The 23,697-nt window shown below is 47.6% G+C and carries 21 protein-coding genes and 1 tRNA gene; 17 read left to right on the forward strand and 5 right to left on the reverse strand.

The window, feature by feature from the left end; all coding sequences use genetic code 11:
- Positions 1-31 precede the first annotated feature (31 nt).
- The 5 genes from LDO05_RS08815 (at position 32) to LDO05_RS08835 (ending at position 5,507) form a co-directional block, all read left to right on the forward strand.
- Complete coding sequence (locus LDO05_RS08815) at positions 32-862, forward strand: MBL fold metallo-hydrolase (RefSeq protein WP_251378460.1); 831 nt, start codon at positions 32-34, stop codon at positions 860-862.
- A gap of 222 nt (positions 863-1,084) precedes the next feature.
- The gene (locus LDO05_RS08820) at positions 1,085-2,107 is read left to right on the forward strand and encodes a galactose ABC transporter substrate-binding protein (protein ID WP_251378461.1); all 1,023 of its coding nucleotides are present in this window, start codon (positions 1,085-1,087) and stop codon (positions 2,105-2,107) included.
- A gap of 133 nt (positions 2,108-2,240) precedes the next feature.
- Positions 2,241-3,752: a sugar ABC transporter ATP-binding protein gene (locus LDO05_RS08825; RefSeq protein ID WP_251378462.1), complete on the forward strand. Its 1,512-nt coding sequence runs from the start codon at positions 2,241-2,243 to the stop codon at positions 3,750-3,752.
- Positions 3,753-3,778: 26 nt separating this feature from the next.
- Complete coding sequence (gene mglC, locus LDO05_RS08830; protein WP_251378463.1) at positions 3,779-4,789, forward strand: galactose/methyl galactoside ABC transporter permease MglC; 1,011 nt, start codon at positions 3,779-3,781, stop codon at positions 4,787-4,789.
- A 172-nt stretch (positions 4,790-4,961) separates the two neighbouring features.
- The gene (locus tag LDO05_RS08835; RefSeq protein ID WP_251378464.1) at positions 4,962-5,507 is read left to right on the forward strand and encodes a CAP domain-containing protein; all 546 of its coding nucleotides are present in this window, start codon (positions 4,962-4,964) and stop codon (positions 5,505-5,507) included.
- A 171-nt stretch (positions 5,508-5,678) separates the two neighbouring features.
- On the opposite strand, the gene LDO05_RS08840 is transcribed toward LDO05_RS08835, so the two are convergent.
- Positions 5,679-5,751: transfer RNA gene (locus tag LDO05_RS08840), tRNA-Lys, on the reverse strand.
- Between the two features lie 167 nt (positions 5,752-5,918).
- On the opposite strand from LDO05_RS08840, the gene LDO05_RS08845 reads away from it, so the two are divergent.
- The 7 genes from LDO05_RS08845 to LDO05_RS08875 all read left to right on the forward strand — a co-directional run bounded on the left by LDO05_RS08845 (position 5,919) and on the right by LDO05_RS08875 (position 14,880).
- Positions 5,919-6,731 (forward strand): GDSL-type esterase/lipase family protein, encoded by an 813-nt coding sequence (locus LDO05_RS08845; RefSeq protein ID WP_251378465.1) that lies wholly within the window; start codon positions 5,919-5,921, stop codon positions 6,729-6,731.
- Positions 6,732-6,756: 25 nt separating this feature from the next.
- Positions 6,757-7,740, forward strand: coding sequence for an ABC transporter ATP-binding protein (locus LDO05_RS08850; RefSeq protein ID WP_251378466.1), 984 nt, complete (start codon positions 6,757-6,759; stop codon positions 7,738-7,740).
- A complete protein-coding gene (locus LDO05_RS08855; protein WP_251378467.1) occupies positions 7,733-8,722 on the forward strand; it encodes an ABC transporter permease in 990 nt (329 codons plus the stop codon). Before LDO05_RS08850 ends, LDO05_RS08855 begins: the two co-directional genes overlap by 8 nt.
- Before the next feature lie 168 nt (positions 8,723-8,890).
- Positions 8,891-10,870, forward strand: coding sequence for a DNA topoisomerase IV subunit B (gene parE / locus LDO05_RS08860; protein ID WP_251378468.1), 1,980 nt, complete (start codon positions 8,891-8,893; stop codon positions 10,868-10,870).
- A gap of 11 nt (positions 10,871-10,881) precedes the next feature.
- Positions 10,882-13,317 carry a DNA gyrase subunit A gene (gene gyrA / locus LDO05_RS08865; protein WP_251378469.1) on the forward strand — a complete coding sequence of 812 codons (2,436 nt, stop codon included), beginning with the start codon at positions 10,882-10,884 and terminating at the stop codon, positions 13,315-13,317.
- 388 nt (positions 13,318-13,705) lie between these two features.
- A complete protein-coding gene (locus tag LDO05_RS08870) occupies positions 13,706-14,161 on the forward strand; it encodes a hypothetical protein (protein WP_251378470.1) in 456 nt (151 codons plus the stop codon).
- Between the two features lie 281 nt (positions 14,162-14,442).
- Positions 14,443-14,880, forward strand: a complete 438-nt coding sequence (locus tag LDO05_RS08875; protein ID WP_251378471.1) for a MarR family winged helix-turn-helix transcriptional regulator — start codon at positions 14,443-14,445, stop codon at positions 14,878-14,880.
- A 55-nt stretch (positions 14,881-14,935) separates the two neighbouring features.
- On the opposite strand, the gene LDO05_RS08880 is transcribed toward LDO05_RS08875, so the two are convergent.
- From LDO05_RS08880 to LDO05_RS08890, 3 genes are read right to left on the reverse strand one after another with little or no spacing between them, the layout of a single operon-like run.
- The gene (locus LDO05_RS08880; protein ID WP_251378472.1) at positions 14,936-15,661 is read right to left on the reverse strand and encodes an RluA family pseudouridine synthase; all 726 of its coding nucleotides are present in this window, start codon (positions 15,659-15,661) and stop codon (positions 14,936-14,938) included.
- 6 nt (positions 15,662-15,667) lie between these two features.
- Positions 15,668-16,531: a class I SAM-dependent methyltransferase gene (locus LDO05_RS08885; protein WP_251378473.1), complete on the reverse strand. Its 864-nt coding sequence runs from the start codon at positions 16,529-16,531 to the stop codon at positions 15,668-15,670.
- Between the two features lie 36 nt (positions 16,532-16,567).
- On the reverse strand, positions 16,568-17,452 hold the full coding sequence (locus LDO05_RS08890; protein WP_251378474.1) for a GNAT family N-acetyltransferase: 885 nt from the start codon (positions 17,450-17,452) through the stop codon (positions 16,568-16,570).
- 167 nt (positions 17,453-17,619) lie between these two features.
- Between LDO05_RS08890 and LDO05_RS08895 the strand changes: the two genes are divergently transcribed.
- The 5 genes from LDO05_RS08895 (at position 17,620) to LDO05_RS08915 (ending at position 23,246) form a co-directional block, all read left to right on the forward strand.
- The gene (locus tag LDO05_RS08895; protein WP_251378475.1) at positions 17,620-18,399 is read left to right on the forward strand and encodes an ABC transporter ATP-binding protein; all 780 of its coding nucleotides are present in this window, start codon (positions 17,620-17,622) and stop codon (positions 18,397-18,399) included.
- A gap of 108 nt (positions 18,400-18,507) precedes the next feature.
- Positions 18,508-19,344, forward strand: coding sequence for a prohibitin family protein (locus LDO05_RS08900; protein WP_251378476.1), 837 nt, complete (start codon positions 18,508-18,510; stop codon positions 19,342-19,344).
- A gap of 352 nt (positions 19,345-19,696) precedes the next feature.
- Positions 19,697-20,764: an ABC transporter permease gene (locus tag LDO05_RS08905; RefSeq protein ID WP_346657644.1), complete on the forward strand. Its 1,068-nt coding sequence runs from the start codon at positions 19,697-19,699 to the stop codon at positions 20,762-20,764.
- A gap of 28 nt (positions 20,765-20,792) precedes the next feature.
- Complete coding sequence (locus LDO05_RS08910) at positions 20,793-21,470, forward strand: ATP-binding cassette domain-containing protein (protein WP_251378478.1); 678 nt, start codon at positions 20,793-20,795, stop codon at positions 21,468-21,470.
- A gap of 339 nt (positions 21,471-21,809) precedes the next feature.
- The gene (locus LDO05_RS08915; RefSeq protein WP_251378479.1) at positions 21,810-23,246 is read left to right on the forward strand and encodes a M14 family zinc carboxypeptidase; all 1,437 of its coding nucleotides are present in this window, start codon (positions 21,810-21,812) and stop codon (positions 23,244-23,246) included.
- 104 nt (positions 23,247-23,350) lie between these two features.
- On the opposite strand, the gene LDO05_RS08920 is transcribed toward LDO05_RS08915, so the two are convergent.
- On the reverse strand, positions 23,351-23,674 hold the full coding sequence (locus LDO05_RS08920) for a hypothetical protein (protein ID WP_251378480.1): 324 nt from the start codon (positions 23,672-23,674) through the stop codon (positions 23,351-23,353).
- Positions 23,675-23,697 lie beyond the last annotated feature (23 nt).

Raw genomic sequence — 23,697 nt, forward strand, 5'->3', positions numbered from 1 at the left:
CAGATTACCTAAGACTTGGAGGGATTCGGCCATGAATGAGAAAAGCCTGCTGAGAACGGGTACGCTCGATGTCGAGAACGTTACCGGTGATATTACCTTTGTGCGGACGCTGATCGCTAATGTATGTTTTGTAGGTGACCCGTTCCGCGGGGATTGGGTGTTAATTGACACCGGGCTTGAATCTATGACACATCTACTAGAGAAAGAAGCGATGGAACGGTTTGGTCGACCACCTAAATCGATTATCCTTACACATGGGCATTTTGATCATGTTGGTGGGGTGATGACTTTGTCCGACCGCTTTGAAGCTCCTGTCTATGCCCATCCACTAGAGCTGCCATTTCTGACAGGACAGCAGGACTATCCTCTCGCAGATCCGGCTGTTGGCGGTGGATTGATGGCGGAAATATCCCCGTTGTATCCGCATAAGGCTATCGATCTGAAGAACAGGGTGCATCCTCTTCCGAGTGATGGGAGCGTTCCTAATCTGCCGGATTGGCGCTGGATTCACACCCCTGGACATAGTCCGGGCCATATTTCTTTGTACCGGGAAGCGGATGGAGCTTTAATCGCCGGGGATGCCTTTATTACTGTTAGACAAGAATCTGCCTTAGCGGTAATATCCCAGAAGATGGAGATTAATGGGCCCCCGGCTTACTTCACCCCGGATTGGGAGCAGGCTAAGCAGTCCGTTCAGAAGCTGGCCGCGCTGAGGCCGCAGCTGGCTGTTACCGGTCACGGACAACCGGTCTCAGGTGATGAGCTGGTGCTAGGACTCAGCCGCCTAGCTGATAATTTCGATGAGCTTGCTGTGCCCGAGCAGGGCAGGTATGTTGATGAAGCTGGTCATAATGAAGAATAAGAATAATTATGAAGCGCCTCTTCCGTGTAGGAAGGGGCGCTTTTTCTATAAGTATGCTTAAGCAGATTAGTGAGAATTTTTATATAACTCATCAGAATTTTGAATTCGCAGAGGTCCGATTATCCTTCATAATGAAAGCGTACACAAGTTGTTCGCAGGTGAACAGATCAGAACACACAAGAAGAGATACTTCATTTCAGATTATGGGAGGTCAACAGAAATATGAAGAAGCTAAGCATGGTGGTACTGGCGACAACGGTAATGGGAGCGGCGCTGGCAGGTTGCTCGGGGAACGGAAGCAGCGGTTCTTCCACAGAGCCGAATGTAGGTGTGGCGATTTATAAGTTCGATGACACGTTCATGACAGGTGTTCGTAACTCAATCGAGACGAATGGAAAAGGAATCGCGAAGGTCGACATTGTAGACAGCCAGAACTCCCAGCCGACACAGAATGATAAGGTCGATATGTTCTTGACCAAGAGCACGAAGGCGCTTGTTATTAATCCGGTTGACCGAACGGCTGCAGGAGTCATTATCGATAAAGCCAAAGCGAAAGACACACCGGTTGTATTTCTGAACCGTGAACCTCTCCCTGAGGACATGAAGAAATGGGACAAAGTCTACTACGTTGGAGCCAAAGCTGAAGAATCCGGTGCCCTGGAGGGCGGATTGATCGTGGATTACTGGAAGGCTCATCCGGAAGCGGATAAGAATAAAGACGGCGTGCTCCAATATGTCATGCTCAAGGGTGAGCAAGGGCATCAGGATGCAGAGCTGCGTACGAAGCATTCGATCCAGGCTGTGGAAGAAGCGGGCATCAAGGTGGAGAAGCTGGCCGAAGACAATGCGAACTGGGACCGTGTAAAAGGCCAAGAGAAAATGGCTGCCTTCCTGGCCGCTCATGGCGACAAGATCGAAGCGGTCCTCGCGAACAATGATGATATGGCGCTTGGGGCTATCGAAGCCTTGAAAGCGGGCGGATACTTTACAGGTGGTAAATATGTACCGGTTGTCGGCGTAGACGCCACCGCGCCAGCGCTGCAGGCCCTCGGGGATGGAACCATGCTTGGCACCGTTCTTAACGACGCAAATAACCAGGGTAAAGCGGCAATCACACTGGCCTCCCTGCTCGGTCAGGGCAAAGAGATTACGAAAGAAAGTGTTGGCTATGACGTAACCGACAAGCAGTATATCTGGATTCCTTACAAAAAAATCACGAAAGACAACATGAAAGACGCACAATAATTGAATTTGAGCTTCTTGGTACAGGGCTGAAAAGGAAGGTTGTCTGCCAAGTGCAGGTAGCCTTCCGATTCTTGTGATAAGCAAGCATATACAAAATGGATAGGAAATGCGGCAGTAAGGAGGCGAAATGCAAATGGCTGAGCAAGAGTACTACCTTGAAATGAGAAATATCTCCAAAGAATTCCCTGGAGTTAAGGCGCTAGATCAAGTCACCCTGCAGGTTAGGCCGGGTACAGTGCATGCGCTTATGGGAGAGAATGGAGCAGGGAAATCGACTCTGATGAAATGTCTGTTCGGTATTTACAAGCCGGACGCGGGAGACATCTATCTAAATGGCAAGAAAAGCGAAATATTGAATTCCAGCGATGCTCTAGCCAACGGGATCTCAATGATCCATCAAGAGCTCCATCCCATTCCGTTCCGGGATGTAATGGAGAATATATGGCTTGGACGATTCCCAATGAAGGGAATTGGTCCATTCAAATTTGTGGATCACCGCAGAATGTACCGGGATACAGAAGAGCTTTTCAGGCAGCTGGATATTGATTTGAGGCCGGATACCCTGGTCGGTAAATTATCTGTGTCCAAAATTCAGTCGATCGAAATTGCGAAAGCGGTATCTTTTAACTCTCGAATTATCGTGATGGATGAACCTACCTCGTCGCTCACAGGTGTGGAAGTGGAACATTTATTCCGCATTATCCGTGATCTGAAAGCCAAAGGCGTCGCCATCATTTATATATCTCACAAAATGGAAGAAATCCTTCGCATCTCAGACGATGTTACCATCATGCGTGACGGGAAGAAGATCGGCACCTGGCCTGCAGCCGAGATGACCACAGATCTTATTATCTCCAAGATGGTAGGTCGTGATCTGACCCACCGGTTCCCGGACCGCGGCAACGTGCCTGGAGATGTTATTTTGGAAGCGCATTCATTGACTTCGCCAGTGGAGAAATCGTTCAAGAACGTTTCTTTTGAGCTTAGAAAAGGGGAGATTCTCGGTATTGGCGGACTGGTTGGTGCACAGCGGACAGAGCTCATTGAAGCCTTATTTGGTCTTCGGGACCTCGAATCGGGGAGCATCTCGATTCATGGCAAGCAGGTCAAGATCAAGTCGCCTAAAGATGCCATGAAGCATGGCCTGGCGCTGCTGACTGAAGAACGCCGGACAACCGGAATATTTCCTGTGCTATCCGTACATGAGAATGGGGCTATTGCCAACCTGGACCGGTATGTAACGCCATATATGCTGCTAAACGAGAAGAAAAAGCAGGCAGAGACTAACAAAATGATCGAGAAGCTGCGGACAAAAACACCGAATACCAAGGCACTCATTATGAATCTGTCTGGTGGGAATCAACAGAAGGTACTGCTTGCCAGATGGCTGCTGACCGAACCGGAGATTCTTCTGCTCGACGAACCAACCCGCGGTATAGATGTGGGAGCCAAATTCGAAATTTATTCCATTATTGCGGACTTGGCGCGTCAAGGGAAGAGCATTATTATGATCTCTTCAGAAATGCCGGAGCTTCTGGGGATGTCAGATCGCATTATGGTTATGTCAGAAGGGAAATTGACAGGGATATTAGATGGAGAAGCGGCCAGTGAAGAGACGATTATGCGGCTGGCTGCCCAGCATTAGAGGCGGGAGAGGGAGGAAGCATGAACATGAGTGCTAGAAGAATACAGGATATGATTACTCAAAATGCCATCTATATTGTACTGGTGGTATTAATTATCGGGATCGCGATCTATGACCCGTCATTTATCGGGATTAATGCACTGCGTGATGTATTGAACCAATCGGCTACGCGGACCATTATAGCGCTGGGTGTTGCCTTTATCCTCATAACGGGAGGAACGGATTTATCCGCAGGACGCATGGTTGGTCTAACTGCTGTTATCTCAGCTTCCATGCTGCAGGTCCAGGACTACCCAAGAAGGTTCTTCCCAGATCTCATTGATCTGCCAGTTATTGTTCCCGTACTTCTTGCTATAGCAGTTGGATTCTTGTTCGGTATGATCAATGGTCTGATTGTCGCCAAATTAAGGGTTCCCCCATTCATCGCTACACTGGGTACGATGGTTATCATTTATGGTGTGAACTCTCTCTATTTCGATATGGATCCGAACCATTCCCAGCCAATTGGCGGCCTGAGACCCGACTTTACAACCTGGTGGGGATCCGGTAGTATCGGTTCAGGCCCGTACTCTGTCCCTTATATCGTTATAATTGCCATTGTCGTCTCTATTCTGGTATGGGTTATCTTCAACAAAACACGGCTCGGTAAAAATATGTATGCGATTGGCGGTAACGAACAAGCCGCTAAAGTCTCAGGAATTAACGTATCCCGCAACCTGATCTGGATCTATTCTATCGCAGGCGCATTGTATGGTCTTGCGGGGGTAATGGAAGCAGCCAGAACAGGCGGAGCAACGAATAACTACGGTAACATGTATGAGCTTGATGCGATTGCGGCATGCGTGGTTGGCGGTGTATCGACAACTGGAGGTATAGGTACAGTACCGGGGGTCCTGACCGGGGTGTTAATCTTTACAGTGATCAACTATGGATTAACCTTCATTGGAGTAAGCCCCAACTGGCAGCTCATCATTAAAGGTATGATCATCGTTGCCGCTGTAGCCTTCGATATGCGCAAATATGCGAGCAAAAAATAATATAGGATAAGGATTCACCAGCCGCGGCAGAAATGTCGCGGTTATACCACATTTTGGTAATGCAAGGTCATTCTATCCATGTTAAAATGTAACATAGAACGAACTCTCTTGATCTAGATTTAAAGGTTATGGGTTGCTCGCAGTAAATTACTTCTTGGAAAGGGGGATTATCATGAATCAGCCATTAATGGGGCAACGGGCATTGCGTATGTGCTGCGCATTATTAACGGTGCTTCTGCTCGGTACGTTCTCCATTCATTCAGACGCTGCCGCTGCTTCCGCGGCGACACCAAAGTCCAGTCAATTGTCCAAGCAGGCGGAACTTGCGGCGAGGTTCGCGAAGATTCAGGCAGACCGGGCAGCCAAGGTGGTTGAGCTTGTGAACAAGGAACGGACAAGCGCGGGACTGAAGAAGCTTGTTGTGCATGACAAGCTGAGAGGTCTGGCGAAGGATAAGGCGATCGACCTGTACAAGCATAATTATTTCAGCCATACTTCACCCACCTTTGGTTCTCCGTTCGACATGATGGATGCATACCATATTACGTTTCGTTACGCGGGTGAGAACATTGCCAAGGGACAGCGTACCCCCGAGGAAGTAGTCAAGGACTGGATGAAGAGCCCGGGCCATCGCAAAAATATTCTTAACGCCCACTACACGCTGATTGGTGTCGGTTATTACAATGGACTCTGGGTCCAGGAATTTATCGGAAAATGATTCAAGCACTGCTTCACCCACTGGGGTAAGCAGTGCTTTTTGTGTCCGTCCTTTTTCTAAAGGGATATCGGCGTGTACAGCTTATACTTGCTAATCATCGAAGATCAAGAAGCAGGGGCATAGAACAATAAAGAAGCAGCGGAACATGTCCGCTGCTTCTTCAATACAATATGGGTTATGCAGGGGTCGAACCTGCGACCTGCCGATTAAGAGTCGGCTGCTCTACCAACTAAGCTAATAACCCGAAATAGGTACTCGGTGAAATTTATTATACTCTTTGACCTTGCCAATGTCCAGTGTTAACTCTAGTGAATTTGCAAATTGTAAAGAGGTGATTTATGTTAATTACATATGTCTAACCTATGTATATATGATTCAGAAACACCTGACAAATAAAGCGGGAGGGTTATTATGAATTCGTCGTCTTGGGCTTGGAGGACCATAGGCATTTCTTCTATTCTGGCAACGCTGCTGCTGTGTGCCGGATTTTTGTATGCCGTGAAAGATGTAATCGCACCGGAGGCCGGGAATCTGTGGGCAAGCATGCCTAGCGGGAGCTTGTCAGATGCAGCCCCGACCACGGATGCCAAGGAATTGAATATCGTATCACTTGGAGATTCCCTGGCTAAAGGGACTGGTGATGATACCGGGCAAGGATTTGTGCGCAGAGCGGTAACCGGGCTTCAGCAAGAACAGAAGCTTCCGGTTAAGCTTGTGAATAATTTGGGTGTGAACGGCATGACTACAAAGGGGCTTCTGCCAACGCTTAGCGAAGAGGGAGTTCAGTATGTGCTTAGGAATTCCAACATTATTCTCCTGTCTATTGGAGGAAATGATCTGTTCCAGGGAGCCCAGAATGTCCAAGCCGGCAAGGCACTTCCTACTTATGAAGAGTTGTCTTCCGAGGTGGAGGAGGCTTCCGCAAGGCTGAAGCAGATTGTCGATCGAATCCACAAGATCAATCCCACTGCTCAGCTTGTGTACGTTGGACTCTATAATCCTTTCAACGACCTGAAGGAAATGCGGATTCCCGGGAACCAGGCCGTGGCGGAGTGGAACATGAGGGCTTCAGAGATACTGAACAGCTATGAGACTGGGCGAGTAGTCTCGACCTTTGATATTTTTACGGGAAATACAAAGAAATACTTGGCGGATGATCACTTTCATCCGAATGGCGACGGATATCAATATATCGCGGAGCGGATTGTTCAGGGACTGCGTTAGCAGATAAGGTGAGGAGTGAGAAGAATTGGCCCATAACATTCAGGAAGAACGCAGCGGCTCTGAAGTCGTGCTCTCTGTGGATCATTTGCGGAAGAAGATCGGGAAGAAATGGATTATTGATGATGTCACCTTTGACGTGAGAAGCGGTGAGATCTTTGGATTTCTTGGACCCAATGGAGCGGGGAAGACAACAACTATACGGATGCTGGTCGATCTCATTAAGCCTACCGAAGGGAAGGTTCAGATCTGCGGTTATGATGTGAACCGGGATCCTGAGCGCGCACTTGCCTTTGTAGGTTCTATTGTAGAGAATCCTGAGGTCTATCCTTACCTCACAGGGTGGGAGAATCTCCAGCACTTTGCCCGGATGCAGCCGGGGATTGATGAAGCGCGCATACAAGAAGTGGTAGAGATTGTAAGACTGGATCAACGGATTCACGATAAAGTGAAGACATACTCACTGGGGATGCGGCAGCGCCTCGGGATCGCCCAGGCCTTGCTTGGCCGTCCTAAGCTGCTTATTCTGGATGAGCCTACGAACGGGCTTGATCCCAAGGGGATCAAGGAGCTTAGGGCCTTCGTCCGCCGTCTGGCTGAAGAAGGAATGGCCGTGTTCGTATCCAGTCATCTATTGAGTGAGATTCAGCTGCTCTGCGATCGTGTGGCGATTATAAGCCGCGGGCGGGTTCTGGCCGTAGGTGGAGTGAATGAATTGGTCTCCGGCAATGCCAACTATGTGATCTGGCAGCTGAGTCCGAGAGCCCGTGGAGTTGAAATTCTGGAGAGTCACGGAGCTAAGCTCGTTGCCGATCCCCATGCCGTGCTGGATGATACGATTGCGGCCGGTCTAAATGAGGATTCTGTGGTTACCCAGTTCACCGGCGGTTCTATATCCGCAACTGTTCCCCTGCTAGTGGCCGCTGGGGTTGAGGTGCGGGATGTTCATAAGATAAATCCTACTCTGGAGCAGCTGTTCCTTGAGATGACAGAAGGTGAATCGATTGAGTAGTATCATGCCTTTAATCAAGAATGAGACCATTAAGATGATGAAGAAGAAAAGATTCTATGTTGTCATCCTGGTACTCATTGTGCTTGTGCCGATCTTTGTATATGCCCAGATGAAGATTGCCCAGAATAACCGGGAGAAATTCAACTCGGATTGGCGTCTGGCTGTGCGCCAGGCCATAACCGATAATCAGAATTCACTGCAAAGCGCCCGGGTTCCCGAGGAATGGAAGAAATACAGAATCGTCTTTATTCAGCAGATGAAATATTACCTTGAGCATGATGTCAATCCCCAGGAGCCGGGAGGGGTCGGCTTCACACGGCAGTTCATGGATAATGCGGCTACTTTGTTCATACCGTTATTGATCATGGCCATAGCATCGGATATTGTATCCTCGGAGCGGTCTTCGGGTACGATCAAGATGCTGCTTACAAGGCCTGTACGAAGGTGGAAGGTGCTGTTAAGCAAGCTGATTGCGCTGCTCATGTTCGTGTCACTGATCGTTGTCTCGGCATTTATTGTGAGCTATTTAATATCAGGACTGGTGTTCGGATATAAAGGATTCAATATACCTGTGTTCACTGGCTTCAAGCTTAACGGCTCTGATGTAGATCTGTCGGGAGTGCATGCTGTACCCCAGTGGGCATATATTCTGATGCAGTGCGGGCTGATCTGGTTCATGAGCATTACCGTCGCCATTCTTGCCTTCATGGTATCCGTATTAGTCCGGAGTACAGCCGCTAGTATCGTTATTATGATGGCTTCGCTGATTGCGGGCACGATTCTGACAAATATGGCCTCTGCCTGGACGAGTGCTAAATATTTGTTCATGGTGAATCTGGACCTGACCAATTATCTGGCCGGAACTCCGGCACCTATCGAAGGCATGACATTAGGATTTTCCTTGACAGTTCTGGCGGTTTGGGCGGCCGTATCGCTCATCATTTCATTCACTGTCTTTACGAAACAGGATATATTGAATTAAAATGGACAAGGATAACAAAACATCTGTTTGCATTTTGATTGTTTTTGTTAATACAGTGTAACTCTTGAAGACTCCTCCTTGGGAAAGGTTAACGATCAAGCTAAGTCCCCGGGGGGATATTTCTTTGGATCACTGTATACATAAAGCGTAAATAAAGGAGGAGCATGAATGGTCGATCAGATCGATTTGTTTGCTGAAGAACCTGTGGGCAAAGACGGCTCAAAGGGTTACGGCGCAGACGACATTCAAGTGCTCGAAGGGCTAGTCGCAGTACGGAAGCGGCCAGGTATGTATATTGGGAGTACAAGCTCGTCGGGCCTTCACCATCTCGTATGGGAAATCGTGGATAATGCAGTGGACGAGCATCTCGCCAAATTCTGTTCGCGAATTGATATTACTTTGCACAAGGACGGTTCCGTTACCGTATTTGATAACGGGCGGGGAATCCCGACCGGCATGCATAAGACAGGGATTCCAACCCCTCAGGTCGTCTTCACAATCCTCCATGCAGGAGGCAAGTTCGGTGGCGCAGGCTACAAGAAATCCGGCGGTCTTCACGGTGTAGGTGCGTCGGTAACGAACGCATTGTCCGAATGGCTGGAGGTTGAAATTTTCCGGGAAGGCAAAATTCACAAGCAGCGCTTTGAATATTGGGTGGACACCAAGGGAATTGAGCATGTAGGTGAACCTGTTACGGGTCTTGAGGTTCTGGGTAATACGAACCGGACAGGATCGAAGATTACGTTCAAACCGGACATTCGAGTATTCCAGGGCGGAATAGCGCTGAATTACGATACCCTCGCGGAACGTCTGCAGGAGATTGCTTTTCTGAACTCGGGCCTGAAAGTGGTTCTGAAGGATGAGCGGTCGGATCGTTCCGACGAGTTTTTTTATGAAGGCGGGGCAAGACAATTCGTTCAGTTCCTGAATGAAGGCAAGGATGTTCTTCATGATGTCATTCACTTCCTGGGTGAAAAGGAGGATGTCGAGGTTGAGGTGGCGCTGCAGTACAATGCAGGCTATACCGAGACGCTGGCTTCCTTCGTGAACTCGATTCCAACTCGCGGCGGCGGTACGCATGAGACGGGGTTCAAGACCGCTTATACGCGGATTATGAACGATTATGCGCGCAAGAACGGCATGCTCAAGGAGAAGGACAAGAACCTCGAAGGAACTGATCTTCGCGAGGGCATGATGGCCGTGATTAGTGTGAAGATGTCCGATGTTGAATTTGTAGGCCAGACCAAGGACCAGCTGGGCAGCGCTTCGGCACGGAGCACGGTGGATTCGATTGTCTCCGAGCGGATGCAGGTCTACCTGGAGGAGAATCCGCAGGTTGCGCAGGTGCTTATTAAGAAGGCGGTTCAGGCTTCCCGGGCGCGGGAAGCGGCTCGCAAAGCGCGGGATGAGATGCGTACGGGCAAGAAGAGAAGCGAGAGCTCGAATCTTGGCGGCAAGCTGACTCCGGCGCAGTCCAAGGATGTAACCCGGACAGAGCTGTTCATCGTAGAAGGCGACTCTGCTGGAGGATCAGCGAAGCAGGGACGCGATTCCAAGATCCAGGCGATACTTCCGCTGAAGGGCAAACCGATGAACCCAGAGAAAGCAAAGCTGGCTGATATACTAAAGAATGATGAATACCGTTATATTATTTCTGCGATTGGGGCAGGAATAGGAACTGAATTTGCAGTGGAAGACAGCAATTATTCCAAAATTATCATAATGACGGACGCCGATACAGATGGAGCACATATCCAGGTGCTCCTGCTGACATTCTTTTATCGTTATATGAAGCCGCTGATTGATGCCGGACGGGTCTATATCGCCCAGCCGCCGCTCTACAAGATTACGCGCAGGTCCGGGAAGCTGGAGACAGCTAGATACGCTTGGACGGATGAGCAGCTGCAGAACTATCTGAAGGAATTCGGGAAGAACTTTGAGCTGCAGCGCTACAAAGGTCTGGGAGAGATGAATCCCGAACAGCTGTGGGAGACGACGATGAACCCCGAGACGCGCAACCTGCTGCAGGTTCAAATTGAGGATACTGCCAAGGCGGAACGGCGTGTGTCCACGCTCATGGGTGACAAAGTCGATCCTCGCAAGCGCTGGATCGTGGAGAATGTGGATTTCACAGAGTTTGAGGAATAGAAGGTGAAGGAATGAGCTCGCTAGAGAATTTTTTGCCCGCATATCTGGAAGAGGTTGTTGGAGACCGCTTCGGGCGGTATTCCAAATATATTATACAAGACCGCGCGATTCCTGACGTTCGAGATGGTCTGAAGCCTGTACAGCGGCGTATTCTGTATGCCATGTACGATTCAGGCAATACGCCGGATAAGCCATACCGCAAGTCGGCGAAGACCGTTGGTGACGTTATGGGTAACTACCATCCCCATGGAGATTCTTCCATCTACGAGGGAATGGTTCGTATGGCTCAGCCCTGGAAGATGGGCCACGTTCTGGTCGATGGCCACGGGAACTGGGGTTCACAGGATGATGATCCGGCTGCCGCAATGCGTTATACAGAAGCAAGGTTGTCCCCGATTGCAATGGAGCTGCTTCGGGATATAGAGAAGCGTACAGTTCTATTCAAAGATAATTTTGATAACACGACCAAGGAGCCGGTGGTTCTTCCCTCACGTTATCCGAACCTGCTGGTCAACGGGGTAAGCGGCATTTCGTCCGGCTTCGCAACCGAGATTCCGACGCACAATTTGCGTGAAATTATCGATGCCTGTATAGCTCTGATGGAGCAGCCAGAAATCGAGCTGGATGAGATTATGTCTTATGTTAAAGGCCCTGACTTCCCTACAGGTGGAACGATTATGGGTGAGAATGGCATTCGGGATGCTTATCAGACGGGTAAAGGCAAGATTTATATCCGTGCTAAGACGGAGATTGAATCCCTTCGTGGCGGCAAGCAGCAGATTGTGATCACCGAGATCCCTTATCAGATAGTCAAATCCCGCCTCGTTACCTCTATGGAGAACATCCGCCTTGAGAAGAAGGTGGAAGGCATTGCCGAGGTTCGTGATGAGAGCGGCCGCGGCGGACTTCGGATCGTTGTTGAACTCAAGAAGGATGCGGATGCCCAAGGGATATTGGCTTATCTGCTTAAGAAGACGGATCTTCAAGTGACTTACAACTTTAATATGGTTGCTATTGTGAATAAGACACCGAAGCAGCTTGGGATTAAAGCAATGCTGGAAGCCTATATCGCTCACCAGCGTGAAGTGGTTACCTTCCGTACGAAATACGAGCTGGAAAAGGCGGAGGATCGTGCTCATGTGGTGGAAGGGCTGGTTAAGGCTCTTAATATACTTGATGAAGTTATCGCTGCGATCAAAGCTTCCAAGAACCGGCAGGATGCGCAGAACAACCTCCAGTGGATGTTCGGCTTCACAGACCGCCAAGCTGATGCGATCCTAACGCTCCAGTTGTATCGGCTAACGAACCTGGAGATTACTTCCCTCCAGAAAGATCTGGATGAGCTGCAGAAGAAGATCAACTCCCTGAGAGCAATTCTGGAGAGCGATAAGAAGCTCACGAAAGTGATCAAGAAGGAGCTTTTGGAGATTCGCGAGAAATACGGGATTGACCGCAGATCCGAGATTCAGGGTGAAGTGGAAGAGCTTAAGGTAGGCTTGGAGGTTCTGGTTACCCAGGAGGATGTGCTCGTGACCCTATCCGGTGAAGGTTACATCAAACGGACAAGCATGCTCTCGTTCACACGTTCGGGCGGGGAACGGGATGGCTCAGGTGTGAAGGAAGGGGATTACATCAAGCATATCCTGGATGTGAATACCCTGGAGAATCTGCTTATCTTCACACAGCGGGGTCAGTACTTCCTGCTTCCTGTCCATCAGGTGCCTGAGTTCAAGTGGAAAGATAACGGTACAGCAATTGTAAATGTGATTCCATTGACCAAAGAAGACCGGATTGTAAGCGTCATTCCAGTCAAGAATTTCGAGGACAACGCTAGTCTCGTGTTCGTAACGAAGCGGGGTCAGGTGAAGCGGACAGAGCTCAAAGAATATCAATCGAAGCGCTCTGGAGCGATTGCTGCAGCAAAGGTAGGACCCGAGGATGCGGTGGTCTCTGTCACTCTAAGCCGGAATGCGCAGGATATCTTCCTGATCAGCAAGCTGGGGATGGCGATCCGCTTTAATGAGCAAGAGGTGAGCTCCATGGGTAGAGTCTCGGGAGGTGTCCGGGGCATTCAGCTGCGTGAAGATGATGAAGTGGCCGCTGCCTTATGGGTAGAAGGTGAAGAAGGAGAGATTCTTGTCATCTCAGATCTCGGCTATGCGAAGAGATCCTTGCTGCTTGACTACCCTACGCAGACGCGTGGGGGCAAAGGAATTCAGTCATTCGAGTTCAAAGAGGGCAAACGTGTGAAGCCGAATGGCAGCCGTATTGCCGGTGCTTATTTCTGCAAGGAGCCACTGCAGATTACCGCGGTGAACAAAGACGGCAAGACGTTCTCATTTAACTCCGAACAAGCACCTGTCATGGAACGCAAATCCATCGGCAAAGCGATGAGTCAAATGGACAAAAATGATGAAATTGTAGATCTTCTTGTAAAACGGGCTTAGAATAAAAAGACAAGCGGATAAAACAAATGAAGACAAAGACAGCCCTTTCAGCCGCAGCGTGTGGTTGACCTATAACGTAAGACAAATTAAAACACCTTCAAGAGAATGCAACCATGTGGTAAAATATGGAGGCGCCCTTGGAGGTGTTTTTTTGTTGGCAGATTTTCAATAGTTATGGTCCGGAAAATGATCTCTTAGTGGCGCAGCATTCAGTAACTAATAGCCATGGAATAAACATGTTTCGCTGGAGTCATATATTTTATTTGGATCGGTGATTCCCAATTATGATCAAAAATTAATTTATTATAAGGGAGTGAGGATAGTTATGCGAAGAAAGTCATTGTTTGTAATCACTATATGTTGTTCTGTCGTAGTCGGAGGCTTGGTGTTGGCCAATATCCGTACTAGCCAGGCTGACGCTAATAGCCCAAGTCTGAGAGAGAAAGTTTCATTTGCAGCTGAAAGCTATGAAGCACAGAAGAAGATTGCTGACGCGCCCGGTGCATCTACAGAAGAAGAGCAAAAGTTGAAGGAGCTGGCAACGAAAGCTGCTGATTTAGAAGCAGAACTAAATCCAACAAGTGCCGTTGAAGAATTTGAAGAAGTCTTTGCAGGTTATAAAGACCTGTACGCCCTCGAAAATGCTTATTACGCTGATCAAAAAGAATCAAAAGACCCTGCTGTTCAGAAGGTTCTAAATGAACTTGAGCGAAAGGGGAAGCTTATAGCTCAGTTCGAAAATCCGAAGTTAGCCAAATCGGTAAGTAGTGATTCGTTGCTAGAGAAGTTTTACGAAGAAACGAATAAATTGAACAGAGAGCTTTATCCGGAGAAATCCAAGTAAACTATCAAGTGCTTTCCCGTTTAGTCACCCTTCTAGTAGACATCACAAAGACTCAGACTATAAGCTGGTTCTGGTATTCAACCGGAGTCAGCTTGTTTAGTTCATGTTGTACTTTATCTTCGTCTTTTAACTTCTACATATACTTCTCATTTATCTCGCTACCCGGAAATTTTTGGAGGAAATTGGGATGGGCGGAAGGAAATTGAGCATTGGCGGCGAAAGTTTATCTGATGAAGTAATACATGAGCGTACTTGAGATCTGTTGATAACGGGGGGATTTAATGTACACGCAGGATTTCGCCCGCTTGTGGGCTAAGTTATCCAAGAACTATCAGATGCATATGGAGTCGGAGCTTTCTCCTTCACTCACTGAAGCTCAGCTCTCAGTGCTGGAGCTTCTGGAGGATCGCAAGAAGATGAAGCCTTCGGATCTGATCCCATATCTGGCAACCACGCCGGCTGCCGTAACGATGCTTCTGGATCGTATGGAGAAGGCGGGATTAATCACTAGAGAGAGAGATCTGGAAGATCGGAGAATTGTGTGGATTTCCATTACCGACAAGGGGAGAGAAGAGACGAACCGGGGGCTCCGGATCCGGAATGACTTCCTGGGCAATGTTCTTGATCAGATATCCTCCCACAATCAACAGCTGCTGATCTTCCTGCTAGGCAAGATTACGTCGTCTAATGAGACTGTATTGAACAAAGAAAGAGCTTAAGCCAACCGGCTTAAGCTCTTTTTTCTCACAATTGGACAAGACCATCATTCTATATCTAGAACGATCTCGCTGCTTGATCATATAAGGATTTGGGCCATTGGTTCCACGGGAACTCATCAGGAGGTGTGGAGACCAACGCGACAGGTTCCTTCGTAACCGGATGTGGAAAGCCTACATAAGCGGACCACAAAGCCAGCTGTTGACCCGGCTTGTTAAGCTTGGCCCCGTATTTCTGGTCGCCATACAGAGGACAGCCCATGTGACTTAACTGCACACGGATCTGGTGAGATCTGCCTGTCAACAGTTCAACTTGAATGAGGCTGAGCCCATCTGTTAACTGACCAAGCACGTTGTAGTCCAGTATAGCATGCTTGCCCCCGTTGGTTCCCTGGGGAACAACACGCACTGTGTTCGTTCGTTCGTCTTTGAGCAGAGTATCTTCCAGCCGTCCGGATGAGACGCCTGGAGATCCGTGAACCACCGCAAGATAGGTCTTGTTAAATGAACGGCTTCGGACAGCTTCGGACAGCCTTGAAGCGGCCTTGGAAGTCTTGGCGAAGATCATGGCCCCTCCGACAGGCCGGTCAAGCCGGTGAACAAGGCCCAGATACACATTGCCGGGCTTCTGGTAACGCTCCTTAAGATCGTGCTTGAGCAGGGTTAAGAGATCTGGATCGCCGGAGGCATCCTCCTGGGAGAGAACATTTACCGGCTTAATGATTCCCAGAAGGTGATTATCTTCGAACAAAATTGGAATCTTTGGATGCTGATTCGCACACATGGGGAGCTATTCCTCCCATCGTCCCAATATTCCACAAGGCAGATTGAGATCTGAACGAGTAATTGGCAGTCCCAATTCACCGGAAGAGATGCGGCCGCCAAATTTCTTCTTCACCGTCATGTTGAGGATATTGGTGAGAACGGTAGGAGATATTCCTGTGGTATAAGAATTGATCAGCATAAATAACGGCCGGTCCGACAAGATGGAGAGACAAGATTCCACAAAGGGATAGAGACTTGTTTCTAACTTCCACATTTCACCGCCAGGTCCGCGTCCGTAAGAAGGTGGGTCCATAATAATCGCATCATATCTACTGCCGCGTCGCTGCTCACGCTGAACGAACTTAAATACATCGTCAGTGATGAAGCGGACGGGGCGGTCGCCAAGTCCTGACAGCTGAAGGTTTTCTTTGCCCCACTGTACCATGCCCTTGGCAGCATCCACATGAACAACTGAAGCACCGGCAGATGCCGCTGCGACCGTGGCTCCGCCTGTGTAGGCGAATAGATTCAATACATTGATTGGACGTCCTGCATTAGCAATCTTGTCCATCATCCAGCGCCAATTGGCAGCCTGCTCAGGGAATAATCCGGTATGCTTAAAACTCGTTGGTTTAATATGAAATTTCAATTTGTCATATGAAATCGTCCAGCGTTCAGGGAGCTTTTTCTTCATCTCCCATTCGCCTCCGCCTGATGAGCTTCTGTGATAATGGCCATGAACATCCCGCCACTCAGTGTTCTCCTGCTGGATCGGCCAGATGATCTGGGGATCAGGGCGGCGGAGAATCACGTCTCCCCAACGCTCAAGCTTCTCACCGTTCCCGGTATCAATGACTTCATAATCTTTCCAATCATTTGCGATATACATAACATGCTCCATCCTTCGGTAAAATTCATTTAGACTTTATTGTACCTTATTATGTGTATTTGTTGCCATATTATCGAACGAGAATGATCCAAGTAATCGGTAATAGTCCTGTACCTCGGTAATTTGGAAGCCGACAGACTTGTACAATTTCATGGCTCCCGGATTGTTCAGAGCTACTTCCAGCCGCAGGCTGCGGCCGGAGATGGCTGCCTGCTGGATTAACTGCTTAAGAGTATCCCGACCTAATCCCTGCCGGCGATACTCTGGATAAATGGCTAATCCATATATCCAGCTTACCTCAGCTTCATGTACAACTCGTACCTTGCCTGCGGTTCGTCCGTCTGCCTCGATGATATAAGTAACGGAATTGGGTATATCTATGGTCGCTTCATAATATTGCTCAGCCGCATGCTGTGGATAGTCGAAGCAAAGCTCGTCCAGCTTGATCAAATCTGCCCGGTCGAGGCTTACAGCAGGCCGCAGAGCAGCTGAGGAGGAAGGCTGAACTTTATAATTGTCATTTTGTCGAGAGCAGGTCATTTGGTATTCCGAAAAGGCAAACTGGACGTCAAGCGACTGCAGAAGTCCTTTGGCAGATAGCGAGTTGGCTGGCGCATTCAATAAAATCTCCTCCACACTCTCCCTTCTCTCTCTTGTGAATGCTTGGCCCAGCAGGGAAGAGAAGAGACCTTGGCGCCGATAATCCGGATGAACCATCCCGCAAGCCTCGATTTTGTGACCGAAGCAATACAAGCCGAGATATCCGACAATTCTGCCGCTGCGTACAGCCACATAATCATCATGCTGATCCTCCCGGCGGGTTCTAAGCATATCCCAGTTCAGTTTCAAGTGAATGCCGTCATGAGCATTGCAGATCTGTTCGAGCTCGGCAATTTGACCCCATTGTGTGTGTGTAATCATACTATCTCCCCTTGGAAAGTCTTGCTCCCGATACATCTTAATTCTAACGGATTGAGGCTGGCGGGCACAGCCATTATCTGGATGGTGAATAACGCGTTAGTTGACAAGCATCCTGCAGCAGGTTTAGTTTGGAAATAGTGAAGATTGGATTCAGGAGGGTTAAGGAGATGGAGTATATTATCGAGATGAACCATATCTCTTGGGTAAGAGATGGAAAGTCTGTGCTTAAAGACATCAATTGGAAGGTCTCTAAGGGAGAAAATTGGGCTCTACTAGGACTAAATGGTTCTGGTAAAACGACCTTGTTAAATATGCTGAACGGTTATATCTGGCCGACTCAGGGCGACATTTCGGTGCTGGGCCACAGGTTTGGAGAGGTAGATATCCGGGAGCTGCGAAGATCAATCGGGTGGGTCAGCTCATCACTTCAGGAGAAGCTGTATGGAAATGATAAAGCCGAAGATCTGGTGGTTAGCGGAAAATATGCGTCCATAGGTCTGTATGACAAACCAACCGAAGAGGATTATGCCAGGGCCAAGCAGTTAATGGAGCATTTGAGATGCTCCCACTTAACGAATCGAACCTATCAGACCTGCTCACAAGGGGAAAAGCAGAAGCTGCTCATTGCGCGTGCCCTGATGGGGTCGCCCAAGCTCTTAATCCTAGATGAAGCCGCGAACGGGCTCGATTTCATCTCCAAGGAAAGCTTGCTGGACAGTATAGATGAGCTGTCGAAGCAGCCGGATGCACCGCATCTTTTGTATGTCACTCACCACACGGAGGAGATCCTTCCGATCTTTAGCAAGACGCTCCTAATTCGAAGAGGCGAAGTTGTCGCTTCGGGACCAACTAAGGAAGTGCTTGAGAGCAATAGCTTGACCGATTTCTTCGAGATGCCGGTGCAGGTATTTTGGAATCAGGACAGAGCCTGGCTGTCCAGAAAATAAAAATTTTTCCCTTTTTTGCCACCTTCGCTGGACTTCTGCGTAATATTCGGTAAGTACGCTTTCGTGTGAAGCGGAAATGAGACCTATAGACCAGTGGAGGGGATATCTGTGAATTCAGGTACAGAACCAAAGAAAAGAACAGGCAATCTTAAAACAGGAGTGGCAGCCATTGTTATCGCAGTAGCCGCAATTATTGTAGGACTTAATTCGTATGCTACCGTCACCTATGGACATGTTGGATTGTACAAGACATTTGGAAAGCTGAACGACAACGTATTATCACCAGGTATCCATCTGAAGATTCCATTCGTACAGACGATTATTCAGGTCAACGTTCAAGTCACCAAGGCGGAGACGGATACGACCGCGTCCTCCAAGGACTTACAGCCTGTGTCCACTCATGTTGCCGTGAACTATTCCGTGAACAAAGACTCGGTGTATAATCTAATGAACAATATCGGCGGCAATTTCGATCAGGTCATTATTAATCCGGCAATCCAGGAGATTGTGAAGGAAGTTACCGCAAGATATCCGGCTGAGGACCTGATCGCGAAGCGGGATGTGGTTGCGGGAGAGGTTAGTGAGCACCTGACCAAGCGGCTCTCGAAATATGATCTGGTCGTGAACGATATCAACATCGTTAACTTTAAGTTCTCCGAGGCGTTCAATCAATCGATTGAAGCCAAGCAGGTTGCTCAGCAGCAGGCGCTGAAAGCTGAGAACGATCTTAAGCGTATCGAGATTGAAGCCAAGCAGAAGATTGCCCAGGCTCAAGCGGAAGCACAGTCCTTGAAGCTGAAGAAGCTCGAAGTTACACCTGAACTGGTTCAGTTGAAGCAGATTGAAATTCAGGAGAAGGCCATTGAGAAGTGGAATGGTCAAATGCCACAGGTTAGTGGCGGGGCTACTCCATTTATTGATATTAATTCGCTGGGCGGTAAGTAACACGAATTTAGAGACAGTTGTACATGGGAACGAAGCTGCGGCTTCGTTCTTTTTTTATAAACGAGCACTCGCATGACCTTCAAACTCTCTGGAAGTGAAATAGATCATATTAATATTTTAGAAATACAGCAGGATTCGACTGTAACTTACACACACATCTTATATAGTGAAAATATGGATTATTCATACATAAATACATAATATTAATTGCGAAGAAATCTCATGTCTATACGATTCAGTCACATGTGTATCTGCCCCTAGTTGCTAAATAACGGTGAAAGGTAAGTGCAGAATGTTGAACACTCTCAGATATGTCTGGCGGAATCCTGGCAGGAGCATCCCGTTGGTATTAGTGGTTGTACTTTCGATTATTATTTCCGCAAGTGTTGGTACCTTAATTCGATCCATTATCAAGGACGGATACGCAAGCATTGCTTGGAATAAGCCATTTGTTGCTTTGTATTCTATTGGTGAGAATGTGCCTCAAAGTGTGATCCGAAATATTTTAGAGAAAGAGGGTTATGATTATCATATCATTCCGTTTGTGACAAGTAATTTGAACACTCCTTCCGTAACGGGTTCAGTGCCTAGAAGAGTGTTAGGAATGTCCACTGAGGATATCGAGAAAACATTAGAGTTAGAAGATTGGCGTCTACAATCTGGCAGAATTCCTAAGGAAGCTGCTAATGAAATATTGGTCAGTTCTATCGTTGCTAAATCTTTGAATATTAAAGTCGGGAATAAGATAGGGGCAGAGCACAATCGCGGTCCAGTCCCGGGTTCTTTGGAGGTGGTTGGGATCTTGGATACTGACGCACAGGTAGCACTTATGCCATATTCAACTTTAGCAAAAATAAAAGATTTACCATCGGCAGACAATGGATATTACCTACTCTATTCAGATACCGCATCTTCTCAAGAGATTAATAGACAGGTTCACGATCTGTTTGGAGAATCGCCGGAACTAAATGTTGAAGTGGAGGACTATTCTGAGGTAACAAGAGATAAAGAAGAAGGACTCACAAATCTGAGATATATGGGATTCTCATTTAACATAATGACGGCGATTTTGCTGGCGATATCCTTGATCTTTTTAACAATGGTATATATCATTCAGCGACTGTCGGAGTTTGCTACAAAATATGTCCTTGGGTGGACTGTACAACGGATTGTTGGTTCATTTGTACTTGAGATGTCCATTACAGCAATGCTAGGATGGTTAATTGGGTTGCTTGGATATACTCTCTTATTAGGTGTGTTATCACCTGTTTTCATGGATGTTGGATTAATTATAGATCGTTCCGTTATTGGAGTCCTTCCATGGACTCTGCCGCTTCCTATTACACTAATTGCGGCTTCGTACTTAATTTCAGCCAAGAAACTTAGTCGCAAAGAAATAGTCAGAATATTTGATGTTTAGTGAAATATTGAAGTTAGAGGTGTATTAAATGAAAATAGAATTTCCATATGAAACTAACCAACTGAGCTTGGAGTATTCAGGCCGGGATGAAACAACTAGTGCTTTGAAGGAAGTAACTGTGTGTTTCCCGAAGGGTACGATTAGCATATTAGGCGGTTCTTCAGGAAGCGGAAAGAGCACTTTATTAAACTGTCTGTTTGGGCTTAAGAGACCAACCAAGGGAACAATCAAATATGAAGGTCATGATGTGACCAACTGGTCTAATCGTCAATGGGCAGAACTCAGACAGAACGAAGTTCACTTAGTAACCCAGCAGACCGTACTATTTCCTTATCTGACAATTTGGGAGAATCTATGCTTTGTAATTTCTCCGCGAGATAAAGAACAGTTAGAGCAGGCAGCACATCTGCTAGAGAGCATGAATTTAATACAGAACAAGCATCGGTATCCACGTGAACTGTCCATCGGAGGGAGACAGAGAATTGCAATTGTCAGGGCACTGCTTGGTGATCCCAACGTGGTTCTCGCGGATGAACCGACATCGGCTCTTGATGAAGAGAATAGCAGGATTGTGATGGATTTATTTATGCATTACGCCGTGAAAGGTACCACTTTTATTGTAGCAACACATGATCCTTCTGTAATGACCTACGGGCATCATTGCCTCAAGTTAAAAGACGGAGAAGTTGTTAATGAAGTGAGTTAGAAACAAATAAAAAGGGAGACGGGCATTAAAGTGAGCTGTTACTGGGAGGTGGTTGTTTGTTAGAAATCGAAAAATAAGGGAAAAAATCAAAAGGTTAGATGAATCAAATGCTAAAAGCCTTTTAATGATAATTTATGCCAGACTTGATACCGCAATAAATGGTACGGGTGGGGATGAACTCATTAAGCAAACTGCGAAGGATATAATTGATATGTATTCGAAACTTCCTGAAGATCCTCCTATCGTTTGATAGGGGGTCTTTTTTACTAGACAATAGTTAATAGAATGAGATATTTTAGTAAAGGAGTGAAAATGTTCTGGGTGAGGGAATGAAGCAACATGAAAAAGTGGTTGATCGCGGGTGCTGCGTGTCTTAGCTTCGCACTTATACATACAAGTGGGGTATCTGCGGCCGCAAATATAGTGAATCCGAAGGAAACATATACGTATGATAGAATGACCCAGGATATCAAGGAGCTTGCAAGCCAATATCCTGATATCATTCATTACAAGTCCATAGGTAAGACGCCCTACGGACGCGAGCAATGGGCAGTAAGTCTTGGGAATGGGGAGTCGACTGTATTTTTTAACGGTTCTCATCATGCACGTGAATGGCTGACAAGCACGCTGAACATGTATATGGTTGAACAGTATGCCAAAGCTTATGCTAGTGGTACTAAATTTGAAGGGTATGATGTCCGGACTATCCTGTCCGAGTCGACCATCTGGTTCGTTCCGATGGTTAATCCCGACGGTGTAACTCTTCAGCAGTATGGGCTCTCCGCATTTCCTCGGTTGGTATGGTCCAGTCTGATCAAGATGAATGAGGGCAGCCGGAATTTCAAGCGGTGGAAAGCGAATGCCCAAGGGATTGACCCGAACCGCCAGTATCCGGCACTCTGGTCAGGTATTAAATTTCCTGCCAAAGCTCCGCGCTGGATGAACTATAAAGGCACCAAGCCTCTGCAGACCAGCGAGAATCAGAATATGGTCACATTCACCTATCAGATTAATCCGGAGATCGCGGTCTCCTATCATTCGGCAGGCCATATTTTATACTGGAATTTCAATACCAAACCAAGCAATCTGGCACGTGACAAGAAGCTTGCGAACACATTCTCAGCGATAACCGGATACTCTCAGGTGAAGCCCTCGCCGAATCCTTCGGGAGGAGGATATACCGACTGGTTCATTACTACCTTCGGCCGTCCTGCCTTCACACCGGAGATTGGGATCAAGGAAGGAGAGACCAATCTCTCGGTCTCTGTATTCGATTCGGAGTGGAAGCGTAACAAAAAGATCGGTTTATGGATAGCAGATGAGGGATACCGTCTCTGGCTGAAGAAGAATCACAGCAAGCATGCTGTTCAGGCTTTCCATAAAGAGATCACGATTTCTGAACTCAAGCAGCTGTTTAATTCCAACAACTTTATTTCAGGAACCGCAGGTACGGTCCGTCCGCAGACGTTAACGACCACAGCCAAATCGGGCAATTGGTACAAGGTGAAGACGGGCAAGGGAGAGAAATGGTTGTATGACAAGAACGCGGTCGTACGCGAACCCGCAGAGTCTACGATCCCAACAGGGGATCCTGTGGATGTGGATCTTACCTTAACTCTTGATGTGGAGACTGAGGTGTATTCTGAGCCAGCCGCAAGAGAAGCAAAAGCTACAATTACGCTGACCGAAGTACATGCGGTTCAAAAGTGGGGCGATTGGTACAAGATTAACACTCCGATTGGGGATCTGTGGATTTATCGGTCTCCATCCTTGTAATCAGCCCGCTGGATAATCGCTTAACACAAAAAGATCTGAAGATCGGACCAAATCCTGTCCGAACTCAGATCTTTTTTTGTGTTATTCTCCGCTACAGAGAATTCTTATTTAGTTAGCAAATATACAGCGAGACCTGCTTCAATTAGGAGAAGAAGGGTACAGACGCCGATGCTCAGCAGAGATAGTCCACGGGCAGCGCCGGTTCTCAGTGAATTCCGTCCAAAGAAGAGACCTGCAAGGCTGGCCGCTGAGGTAATCCCCATGGGAATCCAGATTCCTTCTGTGTTGGGAGATGTGTAGTTACGGTAAAAGATTAATAGCGTAAATAATGTGAGAATGAAAGCGATAATCAAGAACAGAATAGAGACGACAACGCTTCCCATGCCTTCCTTGGATTCTTGCAGCTGGTTATCTGATGTGTTGTTCAACGGGTGATTCCTCCTTAGTTCAT

It is taken from the genome of Paenibacillus sp. YPG26 (assembly GCF_023704175.1).
In the GTDB taxonomy this organism is placed as follows: Bacteria; Bacillota; Bacilli; order Paenibacillales; family Paenibacillaceae; genus Fontibacillus.